This is a genomic window from Maribacter sp. TH_r10, from assembly GCF_033101095.1.
GTDB lineage: Bacteria > Bacteroidota > Bacteroidia > Flavobacteriales > Flavobacteriaceae > Maribacter_A > Maribacter_A luteus.
This window is the reverse complement of sequence record NZ_JAWMPY010000006.1, coordinates 151,128-170,716: the sequence shown is the minus strand read 5'-3', so window position 1 is coordinate 170,716 and position 19,589 is coordinate 151,128. Positions and strand designations below refer to the sequence as shown.

The window sequence follows — 19,589 nt, the reverse complement described above, 5'->3', positions numbered from 1 at the left end:
TTGGAAATATCATTGACTTCGATTTTTCAAAGATTCATCCTTTGTTTCCTTATTGTTCTTAATAGGTTAGTAATATAAGATATAAAACAATACTAGAATTTTAGTTAAAAATAATTTATCAAAACATTATTTTTTGAACTCCAAACAAAAACCCCGTTTTAAGTACAATAATTTTGTAACCTAGGTTACACAGAGGTAGTTATCATGATAAATGTCATGAGATTTGGTTTTCTAAGTCTTTAAATTTGGTAGAATACATACTAATATAAATTCTTATGGAAACCTTAACAGAAATAAAAAAAAGAGTATTCCTATTTGGAGATAAAAAAGCTGATGGGAACAGTAAAATGAAAAACCTTCTAGGAGGTAAAGGGGCCAACTTAGCCGAAATGAGCGCAATTGGTATACCCGTGCCCCCAGGATTCACAATTACCACAGAGGTATGTACGGAATATAACACCCTAGGGAAAGATACCGTGATCAATGAACTTAAGGAAAGTGTTGAATCGGCTATCGAATCCATCGAAAAAACAATGGGCACTAAATTCGGGGATTCCGAGAATCCATTGTTGATTTCCGTACGATCCGGTGCTCGGGTTTCCATGCCGGGAATGATGGACACCGTTCTTAACCTTGGACTTAACGACCAAGCAGTACTAGGCTTGGTAAAGAAAACCAATAACGAGCGATTTGCATGGGATTCATACCGTAGATTCATTCAAATGTACGGTGGTGTTGTTCTAGGAATGAAACCCCATACCAAAGAAGATATTGATCCTTTTGAGGAAATAATGGAACACCTTAAGGATAAAAGAAATATAGAGTTGGATACTGAATTCACGGTTCAGGATTTACAGGATTTGGTCTATGACTTCAAAGATGCCGTAAAAAAACGAACCGGTCATGATTTTCCTACCGATCCTTGGGATCAATTATGGGGAGCGGTAATGGCCGTTTTTGATAGTTGGAACGGTGATAGGGCCAAATATTATCGTAAAATGCATAATTATCCCAGTGATTGGGGAACGGCTGTGAATGTACAGGCTATGGTTTTCGGTAATATGGGAACCAATTCAGGAACCGGGGTATGTTTTACAAGGGATGCAGGTACGGGAGAGAATGTTTTTAATGGCGAATACCTGATTGATGCTCAAGGAGAGGATGTTGTAGCCGGGGTAAGAACACCACAACAGATTACAAAATTGGGATCACAACGTTGGGCAGAACTAGCTAAGGTTGAAGAAGCGGATAGAGCTGAGAATTATCCTTCTTTGGAAGAATTGATGCCTTCTATATATGCCGAACTCAATGAGTACCAACAAAAACTGGAAGACCATTACTCCGATATGCAAGATATGGAGTTTACCATCCAAGACGGTAAATTGTGGATCCTACAAACCCGAATAGGTAAGCGAACCGGTGCCGCAATGGTCAAAATAGCGATGGACCTCTTTAAAGAAGGAGTTATAGATGAAAAAGAAACCTTATTACGTATTGAGCCCAATAAATTGGATGAATTATTGCATCCTGTCTTTGATACTAAAGCCTTGAAAAGGGCCAATGTAATTGCACAAGGGTTACCTGCATCCCCAGGTGCGGCAACCGGTCAGATCGTTTTCTTTGCTGATGAGGCCAAAAAATTCAAGAATACCATATTAACACGTATAGAAACATCACCTGAGGATTTAGAGGGTATGAATGTCGCTAAGGGAATCTTAACCGCTCGTGGGGGTATGACCTCCCATGCAGCCGTTGTGGCACGTGGTATGGGCAAATGTTGTGTTTCAGGGGCAGGAGCCTTAAAAATCGATTATAAGAATAGGGTTCTAAGGGTCGATGGCAAGGAATTTCATGAAGGGGATTGGATTTCCCTAAATGGATCTACAGGGAACATCATCGAAGGTAAAGTCGCCACTATGGAACCCGAATTAAGTGGTGAATTTGGGGAGATTATGGAACTTTCGGATAAATACAGTACCATGGAAGTGCGTACAAATGCCGACACCCCCAAAGATGCGGCCATCGCAAGAAACTTCGGGGCACAAGGTATCGGGCTCACAAGAACGGAACATATGTTCTTTGAAGTAGACCGGATTAAAGCCATGCGTGAAATGATATTGGCCGATACAGTTAAAGGAAGAAAACATGCGTTGGAAGAATTACTTCCCATGCAACGAAGTGACTTTGAGGGTATCTTCGAAGCTATGCAAGGGTTACCGGTAACCGTTCGTTTATTGGATCCACCATTACATGAATTTGTTCCCCATCAATTGGCAACACAAAAAGAATTGGCCGAAGACATGCATATTTCCTTGGCGGCAGTCAAAAATAAAGTAGCCGAACTACAGGAATTCAATCCCATGTTGGGACATAGGGGATGTAGGCTAGGTAACACCTACCCTGAAATTACGGAAACGCAGACCAGGGCGATCATAGAGGCTGCATTGAACTTAAAGGAAAAAGGCATAGTGGCCAAACCTGAAATCATGGTGCCGCTCGTAGGAACCGCTAATGAGTTCATAGAACAGAAAAAGATCATTACCGAAACTGCCAATAAAGTTTTTAAAGAAAGAAATGACAGCATCGAGTATTTGGTCGGTACTATGATCGAGATTCCACGTGCCGCATTAATGGCCGATAAGATTGCCGAACATGCGGATTTCTTTTCTTTTGGAACCAATGATTTAACACAGATGACCTTGGGCTATTCCAGGGACGATGCCGGTAAATTCTTAAATGTATACCTTGAAAAAGGAATCCTTACCCACGATCCTTTCGAAGTATTGGATCAAGAAGGCGTTGGCCAACTAGTGGAAATGGGAACGTTAAGGGGCAGAAGCACCAAACCGAACCTAAAAGTAGGTATTTGTGGTGAGCATGGTGGAGAACCAAGCTCAGTGGAATTCTGTAACAAAACAGGTATGAACTATGTTAGTTGTTCGCCCTTTAGAGTGCCTATAGCAAGACTTTCCGCTGCTCAGGCCGCCATTAAAGCAAAAGCTTAATGAAGGTTATTAATAGTTAGAATAAAGGCTTTACAAGACTGTAAAGCCTTTTTTGTTTTACAACCTAAAGGTTCATCAATAGCTGTAACAGTCAAAATAGAAGTACTATATTTGTTGTTTCCAAACTACACGGTTGTAGTGTAGCTACAAATTAATTTGAATAATGTTTGACTTTTTCAAAAAGAAAAATTTTCTAGTCGATTATTTAGAAGGTTTTATTGATATTCACAATCACATCTTACCGGGTATTGATGATGGGTCAAAAAATGTTGATGAATCCATTGAGCTGATCCAAGGCTTTGGGGAAATCGGAGTTACCGATTTCATTGCAACGCCACACATTATGAACAATTATTACCCGAACGATCCAAAATCCATTAAGGACGCTTTGATTGTTGTAAAAAATGAATTGATACAACACAAATTGAAAGATGTCTCTATTCGGGCCGCAGCCGAACATATGATCGATGACAATTTTGAAGCTATTCTGGAACGGGATGAGATCATGCCATTGGGAGGCAATTACCTCTTGGTTGAGATGTCTTATTTACAGGCTTCCATCAATTTTGAGGAGGCGTTGGAAAAAATCAGGCAGAAAGGGTATTTCACCATCTTGGCCCACCCGGAAAGATACCTTTACCTACATTCAAAGATGGGGTCCCATAAAGCATATAAAAAGCAGGGAGTACTCTATCAGTTGAACTTACTTTCATTAAGCAAGTACTATGGAAAAGAAGTACAACAAATGGCAATGAAATTATTGAGTAAGGGATTAATAGACTTTGCTGCGACCGATGTTCATAATAAACGGCAATTGAACAGTCTTAAGGAAGTACAGGTAGATACCAAAACATTGGAACTACTAAAACCTATACTCCTTAAAACCAATAATTCATTTTAGAAAAAGAAATTATTATAAGACTTAATTAATTAGAAATCAACTTCATAATTATTACTATTCTTTTAGGTACCAAGAAAAACCTTCAACAAGAATACTCTTGAGGTGTTATATAATATTACCTAATTAAGACTTGTAAAGTGATAAGACCTTTTATATGAACATGGCCCCAAATTACTTACTTAAAGTATTCTTATTTAGCCTCTAGTCAAAAAGAAATTCAACCGTCTTTATGTAAGAAAGGCATTTCAACTCATTCGTAAAATATATAAACTATCCAAAGCCTGTTTGGACTTATTATTAAACAAATTCATAATTGGCATAAGTTTTGAACAGGTAATTGTGACCATTAATAACAAACCTAAGACTGAACCTTAAAAACAATCGAAGCTCCTTAAAAACTCAGATTATTACTGAAAAAATGATACACATCATTTCCCTTGACACATCATCATTTTAACTTTCATCCCAAAACATTGATGTACTTAACAAAATGGTAAAATCAATCGAAATATGAAGGATAAGTGTCGATAACATGTTTTTTTCGTATTTAATCGAAAATTAACCAGCAAACATATTGAAGTGCAATATCTTCGATGTAAGTTTCCCATAAAACCAATTATTTTTTTAATACACTAGATACTAGATATTTGAAACAAAACTAACCAAACACTTTTTATGGACTACTTAATTGACTTATTTTCCAACATTTACGTTTTAGCTGGACTTTCAGTAATAGTGGCTTTTTTGTCATCCATACGCATGTTCCCTGTTATCATTTATATTGTTAGAACAAAAAACATAATGGATGAGCCCGGTGGAAGAAAAGTACATTCTGAAAAAATTCCGACTTTTGGGGGCGTTGGGCTATTTGCTTCATTTGCCTTAGCTATCATCTTATTTGGCATGTCCATTGGATTGGAGCATAAAGACCTAATAAAACTTTTATCCCTTTTAGCGGCGACCATTCTGTTATTATTCATGGGGATTAAAGATGATTTAATCGCAATTCCACCAAAGAAAAAATTATCTTCTCAATTAATTGCATCTGGCATAGTTATATTTATGACCGATGTCCGAATCATGGATTTTCAAGGATTATTCGGCATAGGTGAATTGCCTTATTTAGTTTCGGTCTTATTTACTTTCTTTGTTTTTATTTTAGTAATAAACGCTTTTAATCTTATTGATGGTATTGACGGTTTAGCCGGTTCAATTGCCTTAATCGGCTCCTGTACCTTAGGCATATTTTTCTTACAGAACGATCAGTCCCTGTTGGCATTGGTATCTTTTGTATTAATAGGTTCTCTATTAGGTTTTCTAAGGTTCAATTTATCGAAATCTAGATCAAAAAAATTATTCATGGGAGATTCCGGGTCAATGTTCATAGGTTTTCTATTGGCTTATTTGGGAATTTCATTCTTGGCAGTCAATGCATCTGTAAATATTCCAATGCCTACCACAAATGCTCCGATTCTACTACTTACCATTTTATCCTTCCCCCTTTTGGACACCCTTAGAGTGTTTATTATTCGATTAAGTGAAAAACGCAGTCCTTTTAGTCCTGATCGAAACCATATTCATCACCGCCTATTGAATCTCGATATGTCGCATAGAAAATCTACCTTATTTATAGTTAATTCCAATTGGTTGGTAATAGGTACGGCTTTTATGGTTCAAGATTTGAATATTAACCTGCAATTAGTAATTTGTCTAATGATGATGGTAGTACTTTACCTCTCCCCTTATCTGCCGTTTGTTGAAAGCTTTCTTCGTCAAAAAGTCTCAAAGAAAAAAGACCTTCTGATAAAATTGAATGGCAATGATATTAAAAATGAAGTCCCTGAAACGAAAGGTTCACTTGAACCTGATCTTGAATGTGAAATTACTGAAAATGAAAATTCTGAAGTTTTAAAAGTAGCCAATAGTAATATAAATTACTCAAAAGAAAAAGACTCTGAATTACAAAAAATCATTGACAAAAGGGCTTCAATTTTAAAAAAGACGACTGTTCTTGAATAATTATTACAAACACCCATTAACTAAAAACCCAAGAAAATATTGACAAATAGGTTCATTATAAAACCAAGGGTTTTTTTGTCTAAATTAATACGAAATACCTATTTTTAATTTCCTGCCATATATTTTACCAAATAATTCATGTAAAAAAAGATTTAACATACCAACAAAATCGGTTTCAGCTTTTTAAATTGAGTTTATAGTTCATAATTATAGCATTCCGATTTCTAAATAAGACAAAAAAAGGAAAGAATATTATTTGATTTTAATCGTTTAACATTACGATGATAATATAATTAATCAATTAAGACATGCCAGAAAAAAGAAATGCCAGAAAATCAATATTAATAACCGGAGGGGCTGGTTTTATAGGTTCCCACGTAGTCCGAAGGTTTGTCAACAATTATCCTGAATATCATATATATAATTTGGATGCCTTGACATATGCCGGAAATTTAGAAAATCTAATGGATATAGAAGAAAAAGAAAATTACACTTTTCTTCAAGGAGACATTACCAATGAAAAATATATCAACACGATTTTTGATGAATATCATTTTGACAGTATAATACATTTAGCTGCGGAGTCCCATGTCGATCGATCCATAAAAGACCCTCTAGCTTTTGCCAAAACCAATATTTTAGGCACCATGATACTTTTAAATGCATTTAAATCACAATGGCAGGATAATTGGGAAGGTAAACTATTCTATCATGTAAGTACAGATGAAGTTTATGGTACATTGGGAAAAACCGGATTATTTACTGAGTCAACTTCCTATGACCCTAATTCCCCGTATTCATCATCAAAAGCTAGTTCTGACCATTTTGTAAGGGCATATGGCGAAACATACAATCTTCCATATGTGATTACCAACTGCTCTAACAATTATGGGGCAAATCAATTTCCCGAAAAGCTAATTCCATTGTTTATACACAACATTATCAATAATAAACAACTGCCCGTATATGGTGATGGGGATTATACAAGGGATTGGTTATATGTAATCGACCACGCGATAGCCATTGACCTTGTTTTTCATAAAGGTATAAATCATGAGACCTATAATATTGGTGGTTTTAATGAATGGAAGAATATTGACTTGGTGAAATTACTTTGCCAACAAATGGACGAAAAATTGGGTCGTGAGAAAGGAAGTAGCGAGCAGTTGATCACTTTCGTCAAAGATAGGCCTGGCCATGACCTACGATATGCGATTGACGCAACCAAAATAAACAAGGAATTGGGCTGGAGCCCAACCGTCACTTTTGAAGAAGGTCTAGCAAATACTATTGATTGGTATTTAAACAACGAAGAATGGCTAAACAATGTAACCAGTGGAGCCTACCAAAAATATTATACATTACAATATAAATAAAAATGAAAGGAATAGTATTAGCGGGAGGTTCAGGCACAAGATTATACCCTTTAACCAAGGGTACGTCAAAACAATTATTACCTATCAATGATAAACCGATGATTTATTATCCCATATCGGTATTAATGTTGGCCGGAATCAAAGAGATATTGATTATCTCCACACCATTGGATTTACCGCGCTTCAAACAACTTTTAGGTGATGGATCTGATTTTGGGATAGTTTTTGAATATAAGGAGCAGCCTTCCCCTGACGGTCTTGCCCAAGCCTTTATTATTGGAGAAGATTTTATCGGTAACGATGACGTATGTTTGGTTTTAGGAGACAATATTTTTTATGGTCACGGATTTACCGATTTATTATCCAAATCACTGACCAATGTAAAAGAAGAAAATAAAGCCACCGTATTTGGGTATTATGTACAGGACCCTGAGCGATATGGGGTTGTTGAATTCGATAAGAGTGGAAAAGCGTTAAGTATAGAGGAGAAACCCTTAAAACCCAAAAGCCCCTATGCTGTTGTCGGCCTTTATTTTTATCCCAATAGTGTGGTGAAAATTGCAAAAAATGTTAAACCGAGCCATAGGGGAGAATTGGAAATAACTTCTGTGAACAAAGCTTATTTGGATAAAGATAACTTAAAAGTGGAAATCATGGGAAGAGGTTATGCATGGTTGGATACAGGCACCCATGAATCCCTATTGGAGGCATCTAACTATATACAGACCATAGAAAACAGGCAAGGACTTAAAGTTGCCTGCTTAGAGGAAATTGCTTATCAAAAGGGATATATCTCCAAAGGTCAATTATTGAAATTAGCTGAACCATTGAAAAAGAATAATTATGGTAAATATTTAATACAGCGTGCTGAAGAATATTAATATGAATTTCAAAAGATTGGAAATACCGGATGTTGTATTATGTGAACCCAAAGTTTTTGGGGATGAACGAGGCTATTTTACCGAAACCTTTCGAGAGGACCGGCTTACAGAGTTTTTGGGTTACAAGGTAGATTTTTGTCAGGACAACGAATCAAAGTCTACCTATGGCGTTATTAGGGGCCTTCATTATCAAATGCCCCCTTTTGCCCAAACCAAACTTGTTCGCGCCATCAAAGGTAGAGTATTAGATGTTGCTGTTGATGTCAGAAAAGGCTCACCAACTTTTGGAAAGCATGTAGCTGTGGAGTTAAACGAAGAGAATAAAAGACAATTATTTATACCAAGAGGGTTTGCCCATGGCTTTGTTGTATTAAGCGAAGAAGCCCTATTCGCCTATAAAGTTGATAATTATTACAGTAAGGAAAGTGAACAAGGAATTGCTTTTGACGATGAAGCACTTGGAATTGACTGGAAAATAAACAGGGATTTACTTGAACATTCTTTAAAGGATTCACAATTGCCTTTATTTGAAGGAGCTGAATATTTTGATTTCAAAACCAAATGCTATGAATAATATATTGGTGACCGGCGCTAATGGTCAATTAGGTTCTGAAATACGCGCTTTAAGTACAAATTATCCTAGGAACAACTTTATGTTTACGGATTTTTCCCAATTGGATATTACAAATCATTCCGATGTAAAGAATTTTATAGAAGCCCATAATACAACAGTAATTATTAATTGTGCTGCTTATACTGCTGTTGATAAGGCAGAGTCAGATGAGGTCAAGGCAAACGAAATAAATAATTTGGCTGTCCAAAATATGGCCGAAATCGCAAAAAAAAAGAATGTGAAATTGATACATATCTCAACGGATTATGTATTCGATGGAAATGGACACCAACCTTATCAGGAAGACGACCTTCCCAACCCCCAAAATGTTTACGGTAAAACCAAGTTGGAAGGAGAACAAGCCATGCAAATGATAAATCCTGATAAATCTATAATAATTCGAACTTCTTGGGTGTATTCCAGTTTTGGTGCAAATTTTGTTAAAACTATGTTGAGGCTTGGAAAGGAACGAGATCAATTGGGAATAATTGCTGATCAGATCGGCTCCCCTACGTATGCCAGGGATTTGGCAGCGACCATCTTAAATATCCTACCTAAGTTGGAAAACAAAAATGTGGAAGTTTACCATTTTTCAAATGAAGGAGTCTGTAGTTGGTATGATTTTGCCAAGGCTATTTTTGAATTGGAAAAAACACTAATCAAAGTAAATCCTATTGAAACCATAGATTACCCTACACCAGCTACAAGACCGTTTTATAGCATAATGAATAAACGTAAGATCAAGGATACTTTTGAATTGGATATTCCATATTGGAAAGAATCTTTACAGTCTTGTTTGCAACATATGCATGAATTAATATTGGATAAATCAAAATAAGGGTTTAGAGACCTTTCAACTTAATTGACGTATTATATGATCCAATTTTAAAAACAATACAATCGAAAAATGATCAATGACGAGCCTAGAATTATTGAACTCCCAAAAATATTGGATGATAGGGGAAATTTAAGCTTTTTTGAAAACAGCAAACAGATTCCTTTTGATATTAAAAGAACATATTGGATTTATGATGTACCTGGTGGTGAGATTAGAGGGGAACATGCCTTTAAAACTTCTACCGAATTCATAATTGCGTTATCAGGAAGTTTTGATGTTATACTAAGTGATGGGGAAAATGAAATGAAATTTAGTTTAAACCGTTCTTATTATGGTATATATGTCCCCAATTTGTATTGGAGAAGAATAGAGAACTATTCCACGAACTCCTTGTCTTTGATTGTTTCTTCTATTCCATATGACGAACAGGATTACATTAGGGACTTTAACAGTTTTAAACGAATTAGAAATGAAACTAAAGCGAAATACGGTCTTTGATTGCTCGGTAATCGATATTTCGAAAGTACATTCGGAATCTGGAAATATTACCGTTGTAGAAAATAATAAAAATATTCCATTTGCAGTTGAAAGAATCTATTACTTATATGATGTACCCGGTGGGGAAACCCGAGGTGGGCATGCCCATTATGAACTGGAACAATATATTATAGCTGCCAGTGGAAGTTTTGATGTTATTATCGACGATGGTATAAATAGAAAAACGGTGTCCCTGAACAGACCTAACCTGGCTTTACATATTGTACCAGGGCTTTGGCGAGAATTGAATAATTTTTCTTCTGGCTCCATATCAATGGTACTAGCTTCCCATGTTTTTGAAGAAAGCGATTATATTAGGGATTATAATTCTTTTTTAGAATATAGAAAATAATCAAAATGCAAGGTTTAGAAGCAATAACGGTCAGAAAATATAAAAAAGGGGATAAGGAAATTTGGGATGATTTTATCGATCATTCCAAAAATTCCACTTTTTTATTCAAACGGGATTTTATGGATTATCATAAAGACCGCTTTAACGATTGTTCGTTGATTGTTTTTGAAAACGATGTAACGGTAGCCGCCTTTCCTGCACATAGAGTTGATGAGTATACCATAGCCTCTCATTTTGGTCTAAGTTATGGTGGCATAATACTCCGCAAAACTGAAACACTTTATAAAACCCTCCAGATAGTCTATAAAATACTCTACGTTCTAAAAGAAAACCATATCAATAAGATTATTTATAAATCATTCCATAAGTTTTATAATTCAATAGGTGCTGAAGAAATAACCTATGCCAAATTTTTGGTCAAAGCAAAGCTTACCGTAAGGCAATTTTCATCCGTAATCAATTTAAATGATAAACTGGAAATGAATAGAACTCGATTGAGACTTGTCAGAAGGGCAAAAAAATTGGGTGTGGTGATTAAGGAAGTAGACACCTTCCATGAATATTGGAACCAAATATTGATGCCGAACCTAAAAGACAAATATAATGCCAAGCCTGCCCATACCGTTGAGGAAATCATAAGGTTACATAAATCGTTCCCCAGCAACATTCGCCAATTCAATGCGTACTTAAATAATACCATTGTCGCAGGCGCAACAATTTTTGAAACGACTAACGTTGTTCGCGTGCAGTATAATTCAGCCAATGATGAAGGAAGGCAGTCAGGCGCATCTGACCTTCTTTATTTTGAATTAATTGAAAACAATTTCAAACATAAAAATTACTTTGATTTTGGAAGCTCCTTTGATTGTAATGGCCTTAACCTTGGATTACTTAAATGGAAAGAAAGTTTTGGAGCAAGGGCATTTTCAATCGATACCTTTGAAATAGAAACAAAAAATTACCACTTATTGGAAAAAGATTTAATTTTTAATAATCAAAAAGTTGTATTAAACTACCACCATTAAGGTGCCCATGACATAACCCATAAGTAAGTTCTCGTTAATTTTACTGATGTTATTGCATTTAGGGCCTGACAATCACTTTTTCGCAAACAGAATTAATAACATTAAAAAAACACCGATGATCGATAGAAAAAAAATAATAGATGAAATTTTGCCAACAACTGCCTATGGTTGTTATTTCAGATTGGTTGAAATTGAAGATGCCGAATTCATTCTTTCGTTGCGAAACAATGAAAAATTAGCCAGATATATCAATAGGACGAGTTCCAAACTCGAAGACCAGATTAATTGGCTCAAAGAATATAAGATCAGGGAAAAAGAGGGTAAGGACCTTTATTTTATGTGTTTAAAAGAAGACAAAAAAACAAGATTGGGCTTAAATAGGTTATATGATATCTCAGGGGACATTTGCGAATATGGCAGTTGGTTATATGGTCCGGAAGCTGTTTCTAATGAAGCCGTTCTCGGGGATTTGTTCATTAAATCACTAGCTTATGAAAAACTTGGATTTAAGACACTTACTATGTCGACCATGAAAAAGAACATAAGTGTTATGAGATATACCAAATCTTTTAACCCCAGGTTTATCAAAGAGGATGAAATAAGTGAATATTTCGAATTAGAGTATGACGATTGGGATGCCCAAAGAAAAAAGTATTTGAAAATATTTCTTAAAGAGGACAAAAAATAATCTCATAAATATCGAATTCCGTAACTTATAAATAAATCCATTTCCCTAAACAATATTTTGATGATTTTCACTAAACTTACTGTAAACTGATTTTAGTAATCAATTCCAATTTATAGCGTAATTTGTATGCAATTGGGATGTTATATTTTATTAATCTCTAAACATGATATTTTTAAATTTAGCGTTAGCATAAAAAAGATAATCAATCGATAAAACATCCGATATGGCGAAAAATTTCATACAGATTAAAAAAAACCTAAAAAAGGACTTTTCTGGATTAAAGACCATAAAGTTAGCCATTTTGGGGGATACCGCAACTCAATTCTTGAGCCAAGCCTTAAAAGGCACTGGCTATGACTATGGATATAATTTCGATCTTTGGGAAGCGGATTTCAATCAAATAGAACGGCAAGTATTCGATCTTTCTTCCGAGTTTTACGAATTTAAACCGGACATCGTTGTAATATTTCGTTCTTCCCATAAACTATTGGGGAAATACAATAAGCTCAAGCCAGCTAAACACTCAGCTTTGGCTAACGATGAATTGGAGATCATAGATTCCATTTACAACAATATCACAAATCATCTTTCGGCAAAAATCATTTATTATAATTATACTGAAATCGACGATTCTATTTTCGGAAATTATGCCAATAAGACACCTTCTTCATTTGTATTCCAATTAAGGAAACTGAACTTTGAACTCATGTTGTCGGCATCCGAAAAGCCCAATTTGTTCCTATGTGATATTTCCTCGCTTCAAAACCAAAAAGGTAAATCGACCGTTTTCCAACCCTCCCTTTATATAAGTACGGAGATGGTTTTAAGCATCGACATTCTACCCAAAGTAGCCCATAAGACCATTGACCTGATCAGGGCTTTATATGGTAAAATAAAGAAGTGTATAATCCTCGATTTGGACAATACAACCTGGGGTGGGGTTATAGGTGATGATGGACTAGAGAATATTCAAATAGGAAGCTTGGGTATCGGAAAGGCCTTTTCCGAATTTCAATATTGGGTCAAAAAATTAAAGGACCGCGGTATTATTGTTGCCGTTTGCAGTAAAAATACTGAGTCAATTGCAAAAGAGCCCTTTGAAAAACATCCTGATATGGTTTTACGTCTAAAGGATATTTCTGTCTTTAAGGCAAATTGGGACAATAAGGTTGATAACATTCGACAGATTCAGAGCATCTTGAATATCGGTTTCGATTCCATGGTGTTTTTAGACGATAATCCTTTCGAAAGAAGTATCGTTAAGGAGAACATTCCTGAAATCACCGTGCCCGAATTGCCTGAAGACCCTGCCAATTATCTTGAATATTTATATAGTTTGAATCTTTTTGAAACAGTGTCCTTTTCCAGTGAAGATTCAGAGAGAACCAAATTATACCAAATCGAAGCTGAAAGGGTTAAGGAGTTCCAAAAATTTACTAGTGAAGATGATTTCTTGAAGAATTTAGAAATGCATTCCAAGATTGAACCTTTCAACAAGTTCAATACACCTAGGGTAGCCCAATTATCCCAAAGGACAAATCAGTTCAACCTTAGGACAATACGATATACTGAAGCGGATATTGAACGAATATCAAAATCCGATGATTATGCGACGTTTACCTTTACCTTAGATGATAAATTCGGCGAAAATGGCTTAATCTGCGCAATTATACTGAAAAAAGAAGATCATAATACACTGTTCATTGACACGTGGTTTATGAGCTGTAGGGTCTTAAAGCGTGGCATGGAAAAATTCGTTTTGAACACCATTGTGGATTACGCCAAAGAAAACGGTTTTACAATCTTAAAAGGGGAACACATACCCACCGCTAAAAATGTTTTGGTAAAAGACCATTATACAGATTTGGGATTTCTAAAAAATGGTGCTTTTTTCTCCCTCATGGTAGATGAGTATAAAAATATTAAAAGTTTTATAAAAATTAAGGAATAGATTATATGACACGAAACGACATATTAAAACAAATCAATCAGATTTTCATTGAGACATTGGACAATGAGGAGATTACACTTACGGAAAATACACAAGCGTCGGATGTTGACGAATGGGATTCCTTAATGCACGTGTTATTGGTTGATGCAATGGAAAAACATTTCAATCTCCGCTTTAAGGCTAGTGATATCCAAAATTGGAACAATGTTGGGGAAATTATTGATTCGATCAACCATGATTTACATTGATTCAACTAAGAAAAATCATTATTTAGTATTCAATATTTAATTTTGTTCCCCGGCTAGCAATAAAGGCTCTCCTTACTAAAGAAGAACTAACGCGTTTCAAAAAAAAATAACCCTTTTAAATAAAGGCATCATGAATTTAAAATTTAAGAACAAGAAAATCACCGGCATTCTGACCATCTTGCCAGAAAAAGAAGTCAAATTTGAAGATGAAATCGAGAATTATGATTTTACCCGCCGACAATCAATGAAATTAAAATTGGTAATGGGCTTTAATAAGCGAAGGGTAGTCAAAAAAGGAACTACCGTTTCAGACCTTTGTATATTTGGCTTAAATTATCTATTTGACAAAAACTTGTTACAAAAGGACGATATTGATGCGCTAATTTTGGTAACAGAATCCCCGGATTATTTCATGCCGGCCACAAGTCATGTGATTCATGGTATGCTAGACTTAAAAAAAGATATTTATCTCGATGACATTACCCAAGGGTGCTCTGGTTATTCATTTGGATTGAATAAGGCGTTTATGCTACTCGAACAAGAGGAAATAAAAAAAGTAGTCGTTTTAAATGCCGATATCATGAGTACCAAAGTATCCAAACATGATAGGAGTAGTGCCCCCTTAACAGGTGATGGAGCAGCAATAACCATCGTTGAAAATGATGATGCGGGGAATAGCATTTATGGTGCGGTTAAAGCGGATGGGCAAGGTGTAGATGCCTTGATCATTCCTGCTGGGGCATTCAAGTTACCTTCTTCCAATGAGACGGCTAAATTAGAAAAAGATAAGGCAGGGAATTTAAAAGCCTTGGATCATATCTCCATGAAAGGGGATGATGTTTTTAATTTTGTTCAGCGTGAAGTACCTCCAATGATCGATACATTATTGGAAAAGGCCGGTAAAAGCAAAGACGATGTGGATTATTTCATGTTTCACCAGCCCAATAAATTCATGGTAAAACAATTGGCCAATGCCATGGGTGTTTCCGACGAAAAAATGCCCAACAATCTCGTTGAGAACTTTGGTAATTCAGCCAGTGTTACAGTACCTGCGCTTATCTCCTTTAATCTTGGCGATAAACTAAAAAATGAATCCTTCCTTATTTGTATGGCTGGATTCGGTAATGGCCTAAGTTGGTCCTCCCTGCTTATGGATATAGGGAATTTAAACTTTTGTAAAATAATTGAATATAAATAATATGGAAGAATATTTAGCCACAATGTCTGAAATTTTAGACGTCGAAAGTGTGGAACTCAGTGATCATCTCACCTCGTTCGAAACTTGGGATTCACTAACCAATTTGGCCTTGATCGCCCATTTTTCAAGTGAATATAATATCTCATTGTCCGCTGAGGAAATAGAAAATGCAGAAACCATTCAAGGCTTAAAAGAATTGATAGACTCAAGGAGATAATAGATTTTGAACTTATAAAAAATAAGGAATCCACATTAGTCAATTTTTAAAATCCCCCTTATTGATTTTTCCAAGTAAAGTATTTTTAAATGTTGCATGTAAGCACATAAAAACACCTTGCTATTAAACCTTAAAAAATAAATTTTGTGATTAAATTTTTAGATCTTCAAAAAATCAATGCCCAGTTTGCCACTGAGTTAAAGGAAGCTTCCCAAAGGGTAATTGACTCTGGTTGGTATTTATTGGGGGCTGAATTGGCTACATTCGAGCGTGATTATGCCGAATATTGTGGTGCCAAGAATGTTATTGGTGTCGCTAACGGGTTAGATGCCCTACGAATGATCCTTAAAGGATATATAGAACTCGATCTTATCAAAAAAGGGGATGAGATCATTGTTCCTGCGAACACATACATAGCTTCAGTTTTGGCCATCACTGATAATGATCTGATTCCCGTTTTTGTAGAGCCCAATCTTAAGACCTACAATTTGGATTCCTCAAAAATCGAAGCTGCCATCACCAAAAAAACGAAGGCTATATTAACCGTGCATTTGTACGGTCAAATTTCGATTGACCAACAGATGTTGGATATTTGTGCCAAACATGGTTTAAAACTTATCGAGGATGCGGCTCAATCGCATGGAGCTCAATGGCAGGACAAAATATCAGGGGCAATTGGCGATGCTGCGGGACATAGTTTCTATCCAGGCAAAAACCTTGGTGGTCTTGGTGATGCGGGGGCTATTACCACCAATGATGAGGAATTGGCCACTATTACTAAGGCGCTTGGAAATTATGGGTCGATTAAAAAATATGAGAATATATATCAAGGGCTCAATTCCAGACTGGATGAAATACAAGCTGCTTTTTTAAGTGTAAAATTAAAACACATCAAAAAGGACATCGCGGCAAGAAGAAAAGTTGCCAACTATTATCTACAGAACATTACGAACCCATCGATAGTATTACCAGAAGTGGTTCATAAAGACGGTCATGTTTGGCATTTGTTCGTGATTCGTACTGAAAATCGCGACAAACTTCAAAAACACCTTCATGAACAAGGGATACAAACGCTGATCCATTACCCAATCCCCCCCCATAAACAAGAGGCTTATAGCCATTATAACCACTTACGTCTTCCCATTACCGAACGCATACACGAAGAGGTATTGAGTTTACCCATTAGTGCAGTGATGACAGAAATTGAAATTGAAAAAGTGGTAGACGCCGTAAATAAATATAATGGTTAAAAACGATAATGAATCGGAAAAAGTAGGTGGTTATCGACAGATTATGAAAGCGACCTCCATTTTTGGGGGGGTACAGGTGTTTAACATCATTATTTCCATCATTAGATCTAAGGTAATTGCCGTTTTATTGGGCCCCACTGGTATGGGTATCGCCGGCTTATTGACTTCAACCACAGCCCTTATAGGTTCTCTTACCAACTTTGGTTTGGGAGTTAGTTCGGTAAAGGATATTGCCGCCGCCAATGAAACCAAGGATGACTTGGAAATTTCTAAAGTGGTTGTTGTGGTTAGGCGCTTGGTATGGTTTACAGGCCTATTAGGTGCTTTAATCACCCTCATACTTGCTCCCTGGTTAAGTGAGTTGTCCTTTGGAAATAGCGATTATACCATTGCTTTTTTATGGCTTTCCATCACCCTCCTTTTTAATCAGTTGACGAGTGGGCAAAATGTATTACTACAAGGGTTGCGTAAATTAAACTTTCTTGCCAAGGCCAACATGTTCGGTTCGGCCCTTGGGTTATTGGTATCCTTCCCTCTGTATTATTATTTTGAAATTAGGGGTATCGTGCCTGCCTTGATTTTAACCACCATAATCACCTTCCTTGTCAACCTATATTTTTCCAATAAGATACCTATCCAAAAGATCCAGGTTACTTTAAGCGAAACCAAAACTCAGGGCAAAGGCATGATGCTTATGGGTTTTATGTTAAGTTTAAGTGGCATAATGACCGTAGGCTCTTCCTATGTGGTACGAATTTTTATAAGTAATACCGGAGGTGTTGATGATGTGGGATTCTTTAATGCGGCCTTTGCCATTATCAATACCTATGTCGGTCTCGTATTTACGGCCATGGCTACGGATTATTACCCTAGGCTTTCAGGAGTTGCCCAAGACAATAAAAAGGCTACTTTATTAATAAACCAGCAGGCAGATATTGCCATTTTGATTTTAGCCCCTGTATTGGCCGTATTCATCATTTTTATCAATTGGGTTGTTATTTTACTGTATTCCACAAAATTTGCCCCGATCGATTCCATGTTACATTGGATGGCTTTGGGCATGTTCTTTAAGGCAGCCAGCTGGTCCATTTCCTTTATTTTACTGGCCAAGGGAGCCTCAAAAGTATTTTTTTGGAACGAATTGATCGCCAACATCTATGGGCTCGGATTAAATCTTTTAGGGTATTATCTCTTTGGATTGGAAGGCTTGGGCATCTCCTTCTTGATCAATTATGTGCTTTACCTAGTTCAAGTTTTTATATTAGCTAGGTATAAATATGGATTTAAATTCAATACTGATTTCCATAAAATTTTTGTTATCCAATTCATATCCGCAATGAGTTGTTTTTTTATTATAAAATTCACTCCCCTACCCTATTCTTATATATACGGGACACCAATTATACTATTCTCGGCCTGGTATTCGTTTAAAGAACTGGATAAACGCATGGATCTTAAGGAACTATTGGGGAAAATAACTAAAAAGAAATAATGACAATAGATAGGTCAATAAAAGAAATAAAACCCAAAAATCAATTACTTCCGGATAAACCCTTGGTCTCCATTATTGTAGTCACCTACAATTCGGCCAAATATGTTTTGGAAACTTTAGAAAGCGCCAAGGATCAAACGTATACCCATTGTGAACTCATTATCACGGATGACGGCTCCAAAGATGACACTTTACAAATTTGCTCTCATTGGCTTGCTGAAAACAAGGATAATTTTGTTCGTACAGAATTGATCCGTGTGGAAAAAAATTCAGGAATCCCTGCCAATTGCAATCGAGGTCTAAAGGCAGCACAAGGATCTTGGATTAAATTGATAGCAGGGGACGATATGCTTCTGCCCACTTGCATAAGTGATTGCCTTGCTTATACCAATGAAAACAATGTGGCGGTTTTAGCAGGGCAAATGCAACCTTTCTCTGTAGATTCCAATGGTACTGAAAAACTCCATCCATTATTGCCCTTAGGACAATTTATACCTTTTTTTGCACTTAATGCCAACCAGCAGAACAAATACCTTCTTAAAGGGAGTTTTAATTTTGCACCTACCGTATTTTTCAATAAAGCTATATTGGATGAAGTTGAGGGGTTTGATGAACGCTATCGGTTCTTTGAAGATCTCCCGATGTGGTTAAAACTGACCTCAAGAGGACACAAAATAAACTATAACAATACCTGCTTGGTCAAATATCGAATTAACCACGATAGTATGGTCAATCGGGAAAAGGATTTTTATAATCCAACCTTTATGCAATGTATGTGGGATTTTCGAAAAACCTATGTATATCCAAAAATAGGCTTTTGGAATATCCTTTATTATCAAGAGGAATTAGTATTTTGGTGTAAATACCTGATAATAATACATTTATTAAAAAACAAGAGAAATAATTTAACTAAGAGAATCGACAAATATTCCTTTTATTTCATTCTTAATAGTTATATAAACAAAATAAAGAAGATTTTAAAGTGAAAGATTTAGATT

General features: G+C 36.0%; 18 protein-coding genes. All 18 read left to right on the top strand.

Going from position 1 to position 19,589, the window contains the following annotated elements:
• Positions 1–275: 275 nt before the first annotated feature.
• The 18 genes from ppdK (at position 276) to R3X28_RS14590 (ending at position 19,577) form a co-directional block, all read left to right on the top strand.
• Positions 276–3,005, top strand: a complete 2,730-nt coding sequence (gene ppdK, locus R3X28_RS14675) for a pyruvate, phosphate dikinase (protein ID WP_317665263.1) — start codon at positions 276–278, stop codon at positions 3,003–3,005.
• Positions 3,006–3,168: 163 nt separating this feature from the next.
• The gene (locus R3X28_RS14670) at positions 3,169–3,906 is read left to right on the top strand and encodes a tyrosine-protein phosphatase (protein WP_317665261.1); all 738 of its coding nucleotides are present in this window, start codon (positions 3,169–3,171) and stop codon (positions 3,904–3,906) included.
• Positions 3,907–4,581: 675 nt separating this feature from the next.
• Entirely contained in the window at positions 4,582–5,925 is a 1,344-nt protein-coding gene (locus tag R3X28_RS14665) for an MraY family glycosyltransferase (RefSeq protein ID WP_317665259.1), read from the top strand.
• A gap of 308 nt (positions 5,926–6,233) precedes the next feature.
• Positions 6,234–7,301: a dTDP-glucose 4,6-dehydratase gene (gene rfbB / locus R3X28_RS14660; RefSeq protein WP_317665257.1), complete on the top strand. Its 1,068-nt coding sequence runs from the start codon at positions 6,234–6,236 to the stop codon at positions 7,299–7,301.
• Positions 7,302–7,303: 2 nt separating this feature from the next.
• Positions 7,304–8,182: a glucose-1-phosphate thymidylyltransferase RfbA gene (gene rfbA, locus R3X28_RS14655; protein ID WP_317665255.1), complete on the top strand. Its 879-nt coding sequence runs from the start codon at positions 7,304–7,306 to the stop codon at positions 8,180–8,182.
• A gap of 1 nt (position 8,183) precedes the next feature.
• Positions 8,184–8,756 carry a dTDP-4-dehydrorhamnose 3,5-epimerase gene (rfbC, locus tag R3X28_RS14650; protein ID WP_317665253.1) on the top strand — a complete coding sequence of 191 codons (573 nt, stop codon included), beginning with the start codon at positions 8,184–8,186 and terminating at the stop codon, positions 8,754–8,756.
• Entirely contained in the window at positions 8,749–9,633 is an 885-nt protein-coding gene (gene rfbD, locus R3X28_RS14645; RefSeq protein WP_317665251.1) for a dTDP-4-dehydrorhamnose reductase, read from the top strand. The genes rfbC and rfbD overlap by 8 nt, the downstream gene beginning before the upstream one ends.
• 69 nt (positions 9,634–9,702) lie before the next feature.
• Complete coding sequence (locus R3X28_RS14640; RefSeq protein ID WP_317665249.1) at positions 9,703–10,131, top strand: FdtA/QdtA family cupin domain-containing protein; 429 nt, start codon at positions 9,703–9,705, stop codon at positions 10,129–10,131.
• On the top strand, positions 10,103–10,522 hold the full coding sequence (locus R3X28_RS14635; RefSeq protein WP_317665247.1) for an FdtA/QdtA family cupin domain-containing protein: 420 nt from the start codon (positions 10,103–10,105) through the stop codon (positions 10,520–10,522). Before R3X28_RS14640 ends, R3X28_RS14635 begins: the two co-directional genes overlap by 29 nt.
• Before the next feature lie 5 nt (positions 10,523–10,527).
• Positions 10,528–11,547 (top strand): GNAT family N-acetyltransferase, encoded by a 1,020-nt coding sequence (locus R3X28_RS14630; protein ID WP_317665245.1) that lies wholly within the window; start codon positions 10,528–10,530, stop codon positions 11,545–11,547.
• A gap of 115 nt (positions 11,548–11,662) precedes the next feature.
• The gene (locus R3X28_RS14625) at positions 11,663–12,235 is read left to right on the top strand and encodes a GNAT family N-acetyltransferase (RefSeq protein WP_317665243.1); all 573 of its coding nucleotides are present in this window, start codon (positions 11,663–11,665) and stop codon (positions 12,233–12,235) included.
• Between the two features lie 223 nt (positions 12,236–12,458).
• Entirely contained in the window at positions 12,459–14,186 is a 1,728-nt protein-coding gene (locus R3X28_RS14620; protein WP_317665241.1) for an HAD-IIIC family phosphatase, read from the top strand.
• A gap of 5 nt (positions 14,187–14,191) precedes the next feature.
• On the top strand, positions 14,192–14,434 hold the full coding sequence (locus R3X28_RS14615; protein ID WP_317665239.1) for an acyl carrier protein: 243 nt from the start codon (positions 14,192–14,194) through the stop codon (positions 14,432–14,434).
• Positions 14,435–14,564: 130 nt separating this feature from the next.
• Positions 14,565–15,632 carry a ketoacyl-ACP synthase III gene (locus R3X28_RS14610; protein WP_317665237.1) on the top strand — a complete coding sequence of 356 codons (1,068 nt, stop codon included), beginning with the start codon at positions 14,565–14,567 and terminating at the stop codon, positions 15,630–15,632.
• A gap of 1 nt (position 15,633) precedes the next feature.
• Entirely contained in the window at positions 15,634–15,849 is a 216-nt protein-coding gene (locus R3X28_RS14605) for an acyl carrier protein (RefSeq protein WP_317665235.1), read from the top strand.
• Positions 15,850–15,995: 146 nt separating this feature from the next.
• Positions 15,996–17,099 (top strand): DegT/DnrJ/EryC1/StrS family aminotransferase, encoded by a 1,104-nt coding sequence (locus R3X28_RS14600; protein ID WP_317665233.1) that lies wholly within the window; start codon positions 15,996–15,998, stop codon positions 17,097–17,099.
• Positions 17,092–18,591 carry an O-antigen translocase gene (locus tag R3X28_RS14595; RefSeq protein ID WP_317665231.1) on the top strand — a complete coding sequence of 500 codons (1,500 nt, stop codon included), beginning with the start codon at positions 17,092–17,094 and terminating at the stop codon, positions 18,589–18,591. Before R3X28_RS14600 ends, R3X28_RS14595 begins: the two co-directional genes overlap by 8 nt.
• The gene (locus tag R3X28_RS14590; RefSeq protein ID WP_317665229.1) at positions 18,591–19,577 is read left to right on the top strand and encodes a glycosyltransferase family 2 protein; all 987 of its coding nucleotides are present in this window, start codon (positions 18,591–18,593) and stop codon (positions 19,575–19,577) included. Before R3X28_RS14595 ends, R3X28_RS14590 begins: the two co-directional genes overlap by 1 nt.
• The last annotated feature ends 12 nt before the right edge of the window (positions 19,578–19,589 follow it).

Excerpts from the sequence above, each read along its gene's own strand:
- ppdK (WP_317665263.1), top strand. The coding sequence starts at position 276 with ATGGAAACCTTAACAGAAATAAAAAAAAGAGTATTCCTATTTGGAGAT.
- R3X28_RS14670 (WP_317665261.1), top strand. The coding sequence starts at position 3,169 with ATGTTTGACTTTTTCAAAAAGAAAAATTTTCTAGTCGATTATTTAGAA.
- R3X28_RS14665 (WP_317665259.1), top strand. The coding sequence starts at position 4,582 with ATGGACTACTTAATTGACTTATTTTCCAACATTTACGTTTTAGCTGGA.
- rfbB (WP_317665257.1), top strand. The coding sequence starts at position 6,234 with ATGCCAGAAAAAAGAAATGCCAGAAAATCAATATTAATAACCGGAGGG.
- rfbA (WP_317665255.1), top strand. The coding sequence starts at position 7,304 with ATGAAAGGAATAGTATTAGCGGGAGGTTCAGGCACAAGATTATACCCT.
- rfbC (WP_317665253.1), top strand. The coding sequence starts at position 8,184 with ATGAATTTCAAAAGATTGGAAATACCGGATGTTGTATTATGTGAACCC.
- rfbD (WP_317665251.1), top strand. The coding sequence starts at position 8,749 with ATGAATAATATATTGGTGACCGGCGCTAATGGTCAATTAGGTTCTGAA.
- R3X28_RS14640 (WP_317665249.1), top strand. The coding sequence starts at position 9,703 with ATGATCAATGACGAGCCTAGAATTATTGAACTCCCAAAAATATTGGAT.
- R3X28_RS14635 (WP_317665247.1), top strand. The coding sequence starts at position 10,103 with ATGAAACTAAAGCGAAATACGGTCTTTGATTGCTCGGTAATCGATATT.
- R3X28_RS14630 (WP_317665245.1), top strand. The coding sequence starts at position 10,528 with ATGCAAGGTTTAGAAGCAATAACGGTCAGAAAATATAAAAAAGGGGAT.
- R3X28_RS14625 (WP_317665243.1), top strand. The coding sequence starts at position 11,663 with ATGATCGATAGAAAAAAAATAATAGATGAAATTTTGCCAACAACTGCC.
- R3X28_RS14620 (WP_317665241.1), top strand. The coding sequence starts at position 12,459 with ATGGCGAAAAATTTCATACAGATTAAAAAAAACCTAAAAAAGGACTTT.
- R3X28_RS14615 (WP_317665239.1), top strand. The coding sequence starts at position 14,192 with ATGACACGAAACGACATATTAAAACAAATCAATCAGATTTTCATTGAG.
- R3X28_RS14610 (WP_317665237.1), top strand. The coding sequence starts at position 14,565 with ATGAATTTAAAATTTAAGAACAAGAAAATCACCGGCATTCTGACCATC.
- R3X28_RS14605 (WP_317665235.1), top strand. The coding sequence starts at position 15,634 with ATGGAAGAATATTTAGCCACAATGTCTGAAATTTTAGACGTCGAAAGT.
- R3X28_RS14595 (WP_317665231.1), top strand. The coding sequence starts at position 17,092 with ATGGTTAAAAACGATAATGAATCGGAAAAAGTAGGTGGTTATCGACAG.
- R3X28_RS14590 (WP_317665229.1), top strand. The coding sequence starts at position 18,591 with ATGACAATAGATAGGTCAATAAAAGAAATAAAACCCAAAAATCAATTA.